Below are 13,966 nucleotides of genomic sequence, written 5' to 3'. Positions count from 1 at the left end.
CTATCCTGCAGACACTCAACCTGAGCAACCTCACGGCACTCACCACACTCGATATCAGTTGCGCTGGCACACAGACAACGCTCAACAACCTGATAGTGGATGGCTGCAAGAACCTGCGATCTCTCAATATGGGCGGACTGAAGAGCACGCAGCTCACTGGCATGGATCTCACCCACAACACCAAGTTGGAGACCTTCGAGGCATCAGACACAGCACTCACAGGTGTTACCTTTGCCAAGGGTTCACCGCTTGTCAAGGCGGTTCTGCCTGCAACATTGCAGACACTCGATCTGCAATATCTGCCGAAGCTGCAGGCTGATAATCTGACACTGGAGGGCACGGACAGCATCACACGTCTCGTCATTGACAGTTGCCCCGGCATCGAGTGGACGGCACTCAGAGCCAAATGCCCTAACGTCAAATACCTCCGTGTGACAGGCATCAACGAGGAGGGTGACGGATCACTCCTGCGTCAATACATGGAGATGGGAGGTGTTGACGAGACTGGCGGCAATGTGGATACCTGCCGTCTGGTCGGATCATACCAGCTCACACAATATATTGATGATGTGGAGTTCCAGACATACCAACAGCATTATCCGGAACTCAACATCATGCAGCCACCATACACCATGGTGGAGTTCGATGATAGTGTTGCAGACGATGCAAACGTCAGCAACCTCGACAACGAAACTGGATACAAATATGGCAATGCATATCAGCCATCAGGTCATATCAAGGCATATTTGAGTCAGCGTCACAGAGTGTTGGCCAAGATTACCAAAATGCCTACGCAGACTAATGTAAAGATGGGCGGAATAGATACCGTCATGAACAAAACGGATGGTGAGGCAACTTACTATCCACTGCATGACGATAATTCCAACTACTATGCTGATGCCAAGCAGGTCAGAGACTGCACTGCAGCCAAGTTGGACGGCACAGAGGGAGATATCATGATGCTCGAACCGCACAAATGGTTCAAGGGCATCAATGATTACCTCAACAAAAAGCATTATTACTGTCTGAGCGTCAACAAGGGTGTCCCTTCCGTCTCTGTTGATACCATCCAGATGAGCATTGATGAGATTAAACAGACCAAGGGCGGTTGGCGTGAAGGCTATAAGCTGACTGCAAACAAGCAGACACTCAGTGAGTCATACGTGTCAGACAGCAGTTATGCAGTTATCAAGATTGATATTGGCGGATATAGCAGAGTCAGATTCCCGACTGTGACGGGCACCAACATGGCCTGCTCACTCTTCCTCGCAGAGGATGGCAGCATCATCAGCAATGTGATTGTGCCTACCATCAACCAAACATTTGAAAAAGGGCAGTATATCATCAAGGATATACCTGATGGAGCAAAGACCCTATATGCAACAGTGTATAAGAATACACCAGGCGACAAGGTCGTGCTGAGCAATTCTGACAAAATAGAAGATATGGAGCCAGACTGGGTTGAAGTGGATGAATATCTCTGCGCTGTTGTCGGAAGCACGGTTGTCGGTGACAAACTCCGAGCTTGCGTCTCTGGCGGTTCGACTACCGCTAATATGGCGTGGTCAGACTTTCATTATTACTCTGTCCTTCGAGGCATGCAGCAGATAGACTTTTCCATGCATAGCGACATCGCCAACCTTTTCTACATGAAGTATGGCCGTCGCAACTCACAGGAACAGTGCGGTGCTGGCTCGCATACCAATATGCGCACGACTGGTGGGACAATGTCGCACGGCATGACTGATACCATCGGTTTTGATGCAGCCAGGCAAATCAATGCATCAATCACGAATAGCATCGTAGATTATGGCGTGCATCAATTTGCCTGGTACCAGGAGGGTGATGAAGAGAGTGGAGCTACCATCGTCAAGCAGGTAAACAGCATCTGTTGCTGCGGATACGAGGATATCTACGGACACAAATATGATATGATGGATAACTGCGACATGCCTAATGACAGTGCTCATTCAAACATGGTTCGCATATTCATGCCAGATGGCAAAGTCCGCTACATTAAATCATCATCAAATAACGGTATCTGGATTACAAATGTCTATCATGGACAATATGGTGATGTCATTGGTGTTGGTGCAAAATCAGGGTCAGCAAGCACATATTATGGCGATACATATTGGACTTCTGGTTCTGCCTACCGTGTGCTCTTTCGGGGCTGCGGCTATGCGAGCTCGTATGGCGGCATCTCGTACTCGCATGCGTATAACGACGCATCGTACACGAGCACGGTTGTCGGGTCGCGCTTGGCCTTCCGCGGCAAGCTCGTCAAAGCGTCGAGCGTAGCGAGATATAAAGCGGCAAGAGAAGTTGCATAAAGCGAAAATCGGAAAAATCGACATGCAGCAGGTGATTAAAAACCGCCTGTGGCGGTCGATTTTTTTTTGTTTTTCGCATATATAAGAAAAAAATATATTACCTTTGCAGGCGAAAGGCAGAGTCTCCCAAGACCGTGTGCTCGCTCGGGGTTGCAACAATGCGAATGCGAATGGCGGTGTCTCGTACACGAATGCGAATAACGACGCCTCGAATTCGAATGCGAACTACGGGTCGCGTCTGAACTACTATTTAATCGGTTCTACGGCATAGCCGACGTGTCGGCAAGGCAGTGACCGAGGGAGATGAGCCGCGCTCACAGAGCGAAAAATCAAGGAGTGGGTAGAGTTTGGTAGGTCCTTCAAGGATTCGAAGAAGTCGGACCCCATTAAGGAAGGCTATGCGCAGAGAAGGCAACATAATACAGGAAATCGTCGAACATGGCAATATGTCCAGCTCCTTCGACCAGGTTCTTAGGGGCATCGCCCGTAAGCAGTGCCGTGAAGGAAAAAAGTTGTTGGCACATCGAGAGGAAGTTATCGCCAACCTTCAGCGTGAAATAGCCGATGGCACATTCACGGTGACCGAATACCGTGAGCGCGATATCTATGAGTATGGCAAGCATCGCAGACTGCAGATTGTCGTCATGGAGAGACGAATAGGCTGCAATGCAATTATGAATGTCGTGGATAAGCACCTGCACGCTCGATACATTCGCACAACAGGGGCAAGTATCAAGAGACGAGGCACACACGACACGATGCTGCAGGTGAGCAAAGCCCTCAAAGAAAATCCACATCTCAGATATGCCTATCAGTTCGATATAAGGCACTTCTATGATAATGTGGCTCACCAAGTCGCTAAGGATGCATTCGCTCATGTGTTCAAGGACAAGATCCTGCTGAAGATACTTGGCAGTCTCATCGATATGCTGGAGACGGGCATCAGCTTCGGCTTACGCTCATCACAGGCAACTGGAAATCTCATTCTGTCCATCCACCTCGATCACCCTCTCAAAGACGAGATTGGCGTCAAGAATTACTTCAGATATTGCGACGACGGCCTGGTTCTTGCTGAGTCCAAGGCGGAACTCTGGGTGATTAGAGATGCCATCCACGAAATGCTCGAGGCTATTGGCTTCGAGATTAAACCAAACGAGAGAGTTTTTCCGGTTTCCGAAGGTATTGACTTTGTCGGATATAAAATCTATCCTGATCATGTTCTTGTTCGCAAGCGTATCAAGAAGAAATTCGCAGCTAAAATCAAGAAAATCAAATCGCGCAAACGTCGTCATGAACTCGTTGCCACATTCGTGGGCATGACGAAACATGCCGACTGCGTTAATCTCAATAATAAACTGATAGGAGAAAAAACTATGAGATCATTCAAAGACTTAAAGGTCACTTATAAACCTGCCAACGGGCAGAAGTATTTTCCTGGTGATACAATCTCTATAAGAGATCTCGTCAATCTGCAAATCATCGTGCATGATTTCCAACTCGGTGTCAAGACACGAGAAGGCGAAGATCGATGTGTCGTGTCAATAGAGATGGGGGGGCAAATGAAAAAGTTTATTACAAATTCGGAGGAAATGAAAAATGTGCTTAGCCAAATTGGGGAGATGCAAGACGGATTCCCATTTGAGACAACCATCAAGGCAATGTCTTTTGGCAACGGTAAAACCAAATATGTTTTCACCTAAATGGAAAAAATTAACGGTAGCCCTGACGTGCAGCTCTTAGAATGCACTAATCCGGTTAGAGGCTATTGGCGCATCAGATTCGATGTGCAGATTAAGGATGACGGATCTGCTGACTACTACGAACATCGGTTCTTTGCTAAACCTCAGCTCGAAGTCATTAAATCAGTCATCACAGAGTTTATCAATGAGCAGACGAATACAACCATTCTGTCCGGTCTCAAATACGAAAATCAGCTTGTCTGGCTATCTGCCGAGAACCAGGCTAATTACAAAGCTGCTTATGATCTTGCAGTGCAGACGCAGGGAGAAAGTCTACCATACAAGGTCAAACTGGGTGGCGAAGATGCTCCAGTCTATCGAGAGTTCACATCATTGCAGGACTTCAAGGCGTTCTATCTATCTGTGCAGAAGCACATCAATGACACCATCAATGACGGATGGAAACGGAAAGATGCCATTGATTGGAGCAAATATCAATAGCTCTTGCGAAAATTAATAACCATATCTTGACGGCTTAATCAGTTTGTTCTGGTTAAGCCGTATTTTTATTTCATCCATTTGCATATTATATTTGCAGTAAAAAAGATAATATGCAGCAGCAGACTAAAGAAAGAATTCAATACGGCAGCGCCATGGTAGTCTTGGCATTTGCCATTGCACTGGTCTATATCAGCTACTTCCTCTCCAAGGACGTGACTGATAACGTCCTCTGGTATTTCGGGCAGAGCCTCATGTATGTGGCATCCTTCTTTGGCGTGAACATCGCCATGGATGTCAAATTCGACAAACTCCAGAATAAATTCAAAAATCACAATAATAATGAAAAGAAAGATTAAGTACATTTTCGTTCATTGTACAGCAAGCCGACAGACATGGTCAGTCGATGCCTTGCTCAAGGAATTCACCAACAAGGGCTGGCACTATCCTGGATATCACTGGATTGTGGAAGCTAATGGCAAAGCTACGCAACTCATGACAGAGGATTTGCCATCGAATGGAGTCAAAGGATACAACCATGAGTCTATCAATGTCGCATATATGGGTGGCATCTCACGCTCAGGAAATCCTATCGACAACCGCACAGATGAGCAGAAAGCTACACTGCGCGAGCTTCTCACTGAGTTGAAGCAGCGATATCCTGAAGCTAAGATTCTGGGACATCGAGATATTTCACCAGACCTTAACCATAACGGCAAGGTGGACGTCTGGGAGCGCATCAAGGCCTGTCCATGCTTCGATGCAATTCCTGAATACGCTGATATTAAATAATTGAAGCCATGAAGGGATTCGAGAGAAAAATGGTCATTGGCTGCATGTTCCTGATGGTGCTGCTGACGATTGTCGGCAGTTTCCTGATTTTCGACAGCAGACAGAAAAAGGCTAATGAGGAGATGAGAATGCAGCTGCACCAGCTGCAGTTGCAATATTCACCGCTGCAGCGTGATACTGTTCGTGACTCCATCAAACTCATCACTCAGCAGGTGATGGTCATGGACAGAGGCGAATATAAACTGCTGGCTGCAGACAGACAACTTCTGAAGGATCTGCAGTTGAAAATCAGTCAGGTTGTCTCAGATCAGCGAGTGTCCATGGTCACTGCTGATTCAGTCAAGACAACCAGACATAATTCTGTTTTCGCATATAGTGATGCATGGTTGTCACTGCGTCTTGATACGGCAGACTCCATCTTGACATACAGAGCAAGAGACAGCCTTCAATGCATCGTGGCAAGACAGTTTAAACATAAGTTTCTTTGGTGGAAGTGGGGAACAAAAGGTTATAATGTCAAGGTGCTGAACTTCAACCCACATTCTACAATATTATATAATAGCTATATACAAGTCAGCAAATAATGGCAAGACAGGAAGTATATACAACCATCGTCAAACTCAACTCTGAGGAGGCGAAAAACCGACTCAAGGAGTTGGAGGACAAAGTCGCTCGTCTGAAAAAAGCTAAACAGGATGCTTTTTCGACGGGCGATTCCCGTTTAGGCGCATCACTCGCTAAAGACCTGAAGGCTGCTGAGCGAGAGATGAAGCAATTCAAAAACTCTACCATGAGCGTCAAGGAGACACTCAACAATCTCTCTGATGCCAGTCTCGGACAGCTGGAGAAAGCTGCGAGACATCTGAAGGGACAGATGAAAGCAGTCTCTGACCCATCAGATTATGCTAAGTTAGAAGAGCAGCTCTCTAAAGTCAAAAACCAGATGCTGCATCTGAAGGGGGCTACCAAACAAGCTGAAGCAGAAGCGCAGCGCATGACTCAAACGCTCAATAATCTGCAGCATGCATCCATTGATGATCTCAATTTCACAAGAGGCAAGCTTCGCTCACAGATGAACTCAATTGATCCTTCGTCAGATTCTTATGCACAGTCTGCCGCCAAGTTGAAACTCGTTGACGCAGAACTTGAGCGCATTAGACAATCTGAGCAGAAGGTGGTCACACTCATGCAGCAGTATGACAGAGAAATTGGAGAGGCAAATGTGGATATCAAGGAGACCAAGCGTCAGATGCAGCTCGTTGACAACACACTCGCTCATCTCAAGACATCATCTGTCCGTGATTTGGAATATTCAATGAAGGTTCTCAACAAGGAGATGAGAGGTCTGGACAGAGGGTCCGAAGCATTCAAGCAAATGCAGCAGCAGGCAAAGCAGTTGAAAACAGAATTGGAGGCAGTACGTGCTGAGGGTAAAGCGCAGCAGTCATGGATAAACAAGACTGCAGACTGGTTCAACCGTATGCAGGGGGTCATATTAGGTGCAATTGCTGCCGTTTCTGGCTTGACATTCACAATAAAAAGCTGCGTCGAGAAGTTCGCCTCCATGGATGAGGAGATGACCAATGTCCGGAAATATACAGGACAGACTGCAGATGAGGTGGAGCGTATGAACGAGGACTTCAAGAAGATGGAGACTCGCACGGCTCGCGAGAAACTCAACCAACTGGCAGGTGATGCTGGTAGATTGGGCATAACGGCAACTTCTCTCGTCGAGGAGTTTGTTGACGGTGCCGATAAAATCAATGTCGCATTAGGTGATGATCTCGGAGATGAAGCTGTCTCGCAAATAGGTAAACTGGCTCAAATGTTTGGTGAGGACAAAACAAAAGGTTTGCGAGGTGCGATGCTCGCCACTGGTTCTGCAGTCAATGAGCTGGCTCAGAATTCTTCTGCCTCAGCAGGCTATCTCGTTGATTTCACCGCCCGTGTGGCTGGTGTTGGCAAACAAGCTGGCTTCACTCAGGCGCAGATCATGGGTCTCGCATCAGTCCTCGACCAGAACATGCAGCAGGATGAGACCGCTGCTACTGCCGTGCAGAACCTTCTCGCCAAGATGTTCCAGGACTCAGCCAAGTTTGCCAAGATTGCAGGACTCAACGTTAAGGAGTTCTCAAAGACATTGAAGGAGGATGCGAATGGAGCACTCCTCCAGTTCCTGGCAGCACTTCGCTCCAAGGGTGGTTTTGCACAACTCGCACCTATGTTCGAGGAAATGAAGATGGATGGATCGAGAGCAACTGGTGTCCTTACCGTCCTCGCAGACAAACTTGATGATATCAAGGCCGCTCAGGATCTTGCCACAAAATCATATGCTGAGGGAACATCTGTCATCAACGAGTTCAATACTCAGAATGAGAGCGTCCGGGCACAGCTCGACAAGGCTCAAAAGAAATTCCAGGATCTTGCGATAGAGTTGGGGCAAAAGCTCTACCCTGCGGCACGATATTGTATATCTGCAGCTAACCTCGGTGTTCGAGCACTCTCAACACTCGTTGACTTTGTTAGAGATTACTGGAAAGTTTTGGTTGTGTTGACTGCAGCTATTGTTACATACACGGCTATTTCTAAGGCTAAGCTCATAGCAGACAAAGCACAGATGCTATGGCTTAACATCATGATTCTGCGAGAGAAAGCGCATATCTTCCTCATGGGGCTCAAGACATCTGCTCTCAAGACAATGGCAATTGTTCAGATGGCGCTGACGAAGGAGATAAAACTGACCACAGCTGCGCAGATGTTGTGGAACAAGGTGTTGTTAGCCAACCCTATCACAGCCGTGATAGCTGTTGTCGTAGGCCTCACAGCAGCAATCGTTACCTTATCCAAGGAGACGAGCACGGCAGAGCAGGCTCAGCGTGACTACAATGATGCCGTGACCGATGCCAACAAGCAGGTTGCAGAAGAGGAAGCTGCAATCATGCGACTCGTGTCAGCCATTCAGTCTAACACTAATGCCGAGTCTGACCGCAAGGCAGCACTCGAAGAACTCAATGGAAAGCTCATGCGTGAGCATCTGGGCAACATTACTGAAGAGGCAGTTCGAACAGGTCAAGCTACGAGACAGATTCAATCATACATCGACATGATGAAGAAGAAAATCGTCATCGATGGCTTACAAAAAAAACTGGCAGAGTCTATCGCCAAGCAAGCAGAGGACGAAGATCTGTTAGGAGAGGCTGATAATGACAGTAGAGGCTTCTGGAAGCGTTTTTGGGACCGCCTCAATCCTCTGGCTGGTGGAAAGACACAGAAGTTGAACTTCGCATCCGACCATAAAGACCAGCTCCTTCAGAGTGTTGAGCGTGAAAAGCAATATCAGCAGAAACTCATCGACAAGATTAATCAACTGGAGTCACAGCATTTTGAGGTGAATGACCCTGAACCTTGGCGCAATAATGGCTTCAATGGCAAGGGCAATGATGGTACCATCATTAAGAAGCAGAGTACAGCCGGCACTCATCAGGTTTCAGAAAAAGAGCACAAGGCTCGTGTCAAGGCAGAGAAGGCAGCTGCAGCCGAGGAACGTAAGCGCCAGGCTGAAGCCAAACGCAAGCAGAAGCAGGCAGCCGATAGCATCAAGGCTGAGACCAACGAACTGATGGCAGACAACGCCAAAGCCTATGCAGAAGGCAAGAAAACCTATCAGCAGTTCATCGATGACAGACAGAGCATCCAAATTAAGGGTTTTGCCAAGCTGAAACAGTTGTATGGTGCTGAGAGTAATGAGTACAAGCAGTTACTTGACAACCAGGTCAATGTTGTCAAGCAGCATGATGCTGCCATTCAGAAGATGAATGAGCAGACCATTGAGCGTGAACGCCTCCAGAAGGAGGCTAACATCAAAGCGCAATATTATGATGTCAATTCGAAAATCTATCAGAATGATACCGCTCTCAATGAAGCCCTATATAAGAATGATGTCGAAGCCATGAAAAAACGTCTTGCACTCTACAAAGACAGAGAGGGCAGCGAGGAGTGGCTGGATCTGAAGGCTGAGATGGAGCAGGCTGAGCTCGACCACCAGCTGCAGATGCAGGAGAACTACATGAGCCAGCTGAAGGAGTTGCGTCAGCAGTTCGGCAAGCAGGATGTTCAGGCACAGGAAACCATGTACCTCAATGGCCTTGATAATCTCTACAAAAAGGGACTGATCAAGGAGGAGGAATATCAGCAGATGAAGTTGGAGATAACCAAGCAGTTCGCTGCCCAGAGAGCGCAGATTGAGGCTGAGGATCATGGAGCAGGATCTACACAATCCAAGATTGACTTCAAAACAAATGAGATGGTCAATAGCGCCAAGGCTGCAGCCGGGGATGCACAATCAACAAATGGCAGTTTCGGTGGATATTTCGTTTCACAGGTGCAGAACTATCAGAATACCATGGAGAAACTGAAAGAACTCTATGGTTCAGATGAGCAGAACCATGCAGCCTACATGCAAGCTAAAGCGCAGGTGACTTCAAATTTCCTCGATGGAATGGTGCAGAGCACACAGGTTGCATACGATGGCATCAACAATATCATGTCAGCCGCATCAGCTTATTCGCAAGCGTGTTCAGATCTGGAGCAGGCTAAAATCTCCAAAAACTACGAAAAGCAGATTGCTGCAGCAGGCAACAACTCCAAAAAGAAGAAAAAACTGGAGGAAAAACGTGATAAAGAATTGGCTGCTGCCAAGACCAAAGCCAGCAAAAAAGCCATGAAGATTGAGATTGCTCAGGCTATCGCTTCTACTGCAATGGCTGCCATCAATGCATATTCTTCCGCTGCCAAGATACCAACAATAGGTTGGACCTTAGCACCGATCGCAGCAGGCATGGCCACTGCAGCTGGTATGCTGCAGATTGCTACAATCAAGAAGCAGCACCAGGCAGAGCAAGCCGGATATTATTCTGGCGGTTATACAGGAGGTAGGCGATATCGCAGAGAGGCAGGTGTTGTCCACGAAGGTGAGTTCGTTGCCAACCATCAGGCTGTCAATAACTCATCGATACGCCCGGCATTCGACCTCATCGATCGAGCGCAGCGTGCAAACACGGTCGGCTCACTGACCGCTGATGATATCAGCAGAGCTCTCGGTTCTGGTGGTGGGGCTGCAGTCGTCACTCCTATCGTCAACGTCAGCAATGACAACAGTGAGGTCCGTGAGTCCCTCGATGGGGTTAATACCGCCATCACACGTCTCAACCAGGCACTTGATGATGGCATCGAGTTGGAAGTCCCTATTGCCGGGCGCAATGGCATACATCGCAGACTTAAAGATTATGAGAGAATTCTAAATAACAAGTAGTATGATTACATGCATTATCAATGGGCATAAAGCCTATCCTATATCTACATCATCCATCAAGGTGACATACGCTAACCAGTATGTCACCGATGATGGTGAGTACACCTATGACATCACCTTCCCCATGAATATACTGGAGAACCGAGTCATCTTCAAAAACGTCTCACGGCTTGAAGTCAAAAAGAATATTGCTAAATATGATGACTGCAAGTTATATTGCAATGGCAAAATCATCATGAGCGGTGTCGGAACTGTACTCTCTATTAATCAGAAAGAAGTCAAAATGCAGATTGTTGGCGGCAAGTCACGCATCAAATTCAATGAACGCATGACCAAGCACTACATTGACGAGATTGACATGGGTGAGTCAACACCACCAGGAGCTGTTGTTGATAAGTCTGCAGGATTCCACGATATCTTATATAAACTCAGGAGTGTATATAGGCTGGATACCGACCAGACAAAATTTCTCGGAGAGAGCGGAAAGTGGTGCTATGTCCCTTGCAGGGACGAGACACATAATCTCATAGCCAACTTTGTTGGAGTTGACCGGACTGGAAATCTCATCGGCTCCAAAGACCCGTACATAACTAATATTGCCGTCCAGCCTAACCTCATGTATATCCTCAGAAAAGTAGTTGAGCATGAGGGCTACCGTCTTTTGCGCAATGATTTCGACGTGAGCCCATGGAACCAGCTCTACATTGCATCAGCTTACAAAACGCAGGAGCTTCGCAAGGCTCTGCCTCACTGGTCAGCATACACCTTCATCGAAGAGTTTCGCAAACTCTTCAACGCTACAGTTTATTTCGATGATATGGCCAAGACATGTAAGATTATCAAGGCATCTGAGTTGACAACTGTAGGGGACGTTAATGTGGAGCCGCTTGAAGAGTACACTGGTGATTATGACTCAGATGGTTCTTTCACCACTTCGTCAACCGCCAATTTACAATACAACTTAGGGGAGGCGGCCAACAGAGACGAATACGAGAGTATATCTCAGAAAGTTTTCGATAATTTCCCCGTTTTTAATAGTTTTGACGGATTCGGCCCATATAACCAGTTCGAGGTTGACACAAACGGATGGGATGAGAAAAAGAAGCGCACTACCATCATAAGATGGCAGGGCAGCTACTATATCTATGTCGAGGACACTGATGGCAACAGATCATGGCAGTTAGCTGGTGTCTGGTCACCACTTGTGCGTGATCCGGCATCTGACGATTACACAGACCTCAATATATCGCCAGCTGCGCAGGTTGTGGAGGACGTTGAGTTCAAGTCATCCATTTTTGAAAATAAACATCAGGAGAAGAGATACATGCTCTCAAGACCAAACGACAAGGAGAGTGATGCAAAGGATAATGATACAGATGATGACGGCCTTAGCTACGTGTCAGTGCAGGATGCGTTGGACGATGACTCGTCATTAGATAATAGCGAGGATGATCAGGAGTGCATGAATATCTTTTTCTATTTGCCGGGGAGAGTGCAGAAATATGAAAATGCAGATAGTTTCTCTGTCTCATGGGTGGGGGAGAAATCAAGATGGCCACATTTCATCACGGATTGCCGCATCAATGTTAAATATCGAAGAATAGGCCATGGCTCTATAGATCTGTCTAACCCTTACAGAGATATTGAGAGAAGCTCACTATCGCTCAATCCGTATTTTACTGCAGGAAATAGCATCGGCTTATTCCATAAAACAGGATATAAAATTGATAATAAAAATAGTCTTGAGATTAAATTTAAGTCAGATAAGATACCAGATCCATCAGACATATACATCATAAGAGGCAAACGTTTCGTTTGCGAAAAAGTGGAGGTGGAGATTAAAAATGATGGCATAGAGCCTATCATGACGGGCACTTTCTATATGTTGACATGACACCTTATATATATAAGAGGCGACAGAACTGCTCTGCCGCCTCTTATTATTATAGAATGCCTCGATAATTCAAAATGAGTTCATTTGCTTCTTTGATATCCTTCGGAGTATAGATATCCGTGATGAGAATGGATGAGTGACGTGCTTGGTCTCTGACAGACAAGACGTCTGTATTAGCTCTCAGCATATTCGTGATACCAGTATCCTTCAGACTGTAGAACTTATAGCGCATCGAGAAGCCGAGATCCTTGCGAAGGTTTCTGTGCCAGTAGTCACGGAAAAACTTCTCACTCTTGTGCTCCACTCCTGGAGTGAAATCAGAGGAGAAAAGATAATATTGACTCGGATATGAAAATATATTCAAGTCAATCATCAGCTTGAGGACATGAGATGGCAGGGTGATGGTCGCATCATTTCCATTTTTCGTATGCTCCCCATGGAGGATGAGCGTTTTCTTCTTCAGTTGAAAATCACCAATTTTCAGAAAAGACAATTCACGAGGACGCACAAACAGATAGTGCAATATCTCGCAGGCAAGCAGAAAATGCTTGTTTTTCTTCAATAGATAGTCGCGGATCTGCTCCATCACTTCGTCAGGTATCACATCACGCTCTTTCTTGCGTCTGTTCTTGATACGCTCGAAGCTTTGAGTAGGATTCTGACCGATATAGCCTCGCTCCAGGAGATACTTGGAAAATGTCTTGAGCCATGTGAGATAATTGTTTCTGGTTATAACAGTATTGTTCCGCTCTACAAAAATATAATCCAGGAACTTGCTCACATTGTGGTGGTCCCATTGATAGCTGTATGTGATGTTCATTCGCTTATCATGTATCCAGTTCTCGAGGACATTGACCTTGCTGGTGTAGTCCTTCAGACTCTCCTCACGCAGGTTATGTTCATTAAAGAGCTTCTGCAGATACTCTCTGTATCTGAGCAATACATCTGCAAATTTCGTATACTCGAGAGGCTGGCTTGCCTCTATCCATGGGTTCCAGCCATCCATGAGTTTCTCTGTGAGACGCTTCATCAGTGCATCAGCATATTCACGCTGCTGACGCTTACCCTTGATTCTGTCAAGCATGATTCGTTTTCTTCTGAGACGGCCAAAGGACGGGTCAAAAGCGGAAAAGGAGACATAACACTCAGATCTCTGATGGAAAACAGGAGGTTTCCATCCAATGACGCTGCTCAGAACAGCCTCGTTTGATTGTAAGGAATAATTTTTTTTAACCATATCTTTAATTTTCTTGCAGACATGGTGTATTTGAAATAATGATGCCGACTTTTTACCGGATTTTAATTGCTCTAACTATCAAGTTTTGAGCACTTTTCACCTTAATATATATAATATAGCTATTTTCAACCGTTCCGAGTTTTTACCGACTAAAACACCCCAAAAATGGGTTAAAATCCTTATAATCAGAAAGTTAAACTATATTTGGTCGGGATTACTGGA

At 46.3% G+C, this 13,966-nt stretch carries 8 protein-coding genes and 1 pseudogene; 8 read left to right on the top strand and 1 reads right to left on the bottom strand.

The window, feature by feature from the left end:
• From DW917_RS17270 to DW917_RS13030, 8 genes and pseudogenes are all read left to right on the top strand, one after another.
• A pseudogene (locus tag DW917_RS17270) lies at window positions 1-2,333 on the top strand (hypothetical protein); the annotation flags it as partial.
• Window positions 2,334-2,731: 398 nt separating this feature from the next.
• The gene (locus DW917_RS13060) at window positions 2,732-4,033 is read left to right on the top strand and encodes an RNA-directed DNA polymerase (RefSeq protein ID WP_118119405.1); all 1,302 of its coding nucleotides are present in this window, start codon (window positions 2,732-2,734) and stop codon (window positions 4,031-4,033) included.
• On the top strand, window positions 4,034-4,513 hold the full coding sequence (locus tag DW917_RS13055; protein WP_118119403.1) for a hypothetical protein: 480 nt from the start codon (window positions 4,034-4,036) through the stop codon (window positions 4,511-4,513).
• 110 nt (window positions 4,514-4,623) lie between these two features.
• Window positions 4,624-4,869, top strand: a complete 246-nt coding sequence (locus DW917_RS13050; protein WP_118119401.1) for a hypothetical protein — start codon at window positions 4,624-4,626, stop codon at window positions 4,867-4,869.
• Window positions 4,853-5,302: an N-acetylmuramoyl-L-alanine amidase gene (locus tag DW917_RS13045; RefSeq protein WP_118119399.1), complete on the top strand. Its 450-nt coding sequence runs from the start codon at window positions 4,853-4,855 to the stop codon at window positions 5,300-5,302. The genes DW917_RS13050 and DW917_RS13045 overlap by 17 nt, the downstream gene beginning before the upstream one ends.
• An 8-nt stretch (window positions 5,303-5,310) precedes the next feature.
• A complete protein-coding gene (locus DW917_RS13040) occupies window positions 5,311-5,886 on the top strand; it encodes a DUF6549 family protein (protein WP_118119397.1) in 576 nt (191 codons plus the stop codon).
• Window positions 5,886-10,613, top strand: a complete 4,728-nt coding sequence (locus DW917_RS13035; RefSeq protein WP_118119395.1) for a phage tail tape measure protein — start codon at window positions 5,886-5,888, stop codon at window positions 10,611-10,613. Before DW917_RS13040 ends, DW917_RS13035 begins: the two co-directional genes overlap by 1 nt.
• 1 nt (window position 10,614) lies before the next feature.
• Complete coding sequence (locus DW917_RS13030) at window positions 10,615-12,507, top strand: hypothetical protein (protein WP_118119393.1); 1,893 nt, start codon at window positions 10,615-10,617, stop codon at window positions 12,505-12,507.
• A gap of 49 nt (window positions 12,508-12,556) precedes the next feature.
• On the opposite strand, the gene DW917_RS13025 is transcribed toward DW917_RS13030, so the two are convergent.
• The gene (locus DW917_RS13025; protein WP_118119391.1) at window positions 12,557-13,744 is read right to left on the bottom strand and encodes a site-specific integrase; all 1,188 of its coding nucleotides are present in this window, start codon (window positions 13,742-13,744) and stop codon (window positions 12,557-12,559) included.
• Window positions 13,745-13,966: the final 222 nt, after the last annotated feature.

This window comes from Prevotella sp. AM42-24, assembly GCF_003461825.1.
Lineage (GTDB): Bacteria > Bacteroidota > Bacteroidia > Bacteroidales > Bacteroidaceae > Prevotella > Prevotella hominis.
This window is presented reverse-complemented; position numbering and strand designations above follow the sequence as displayed.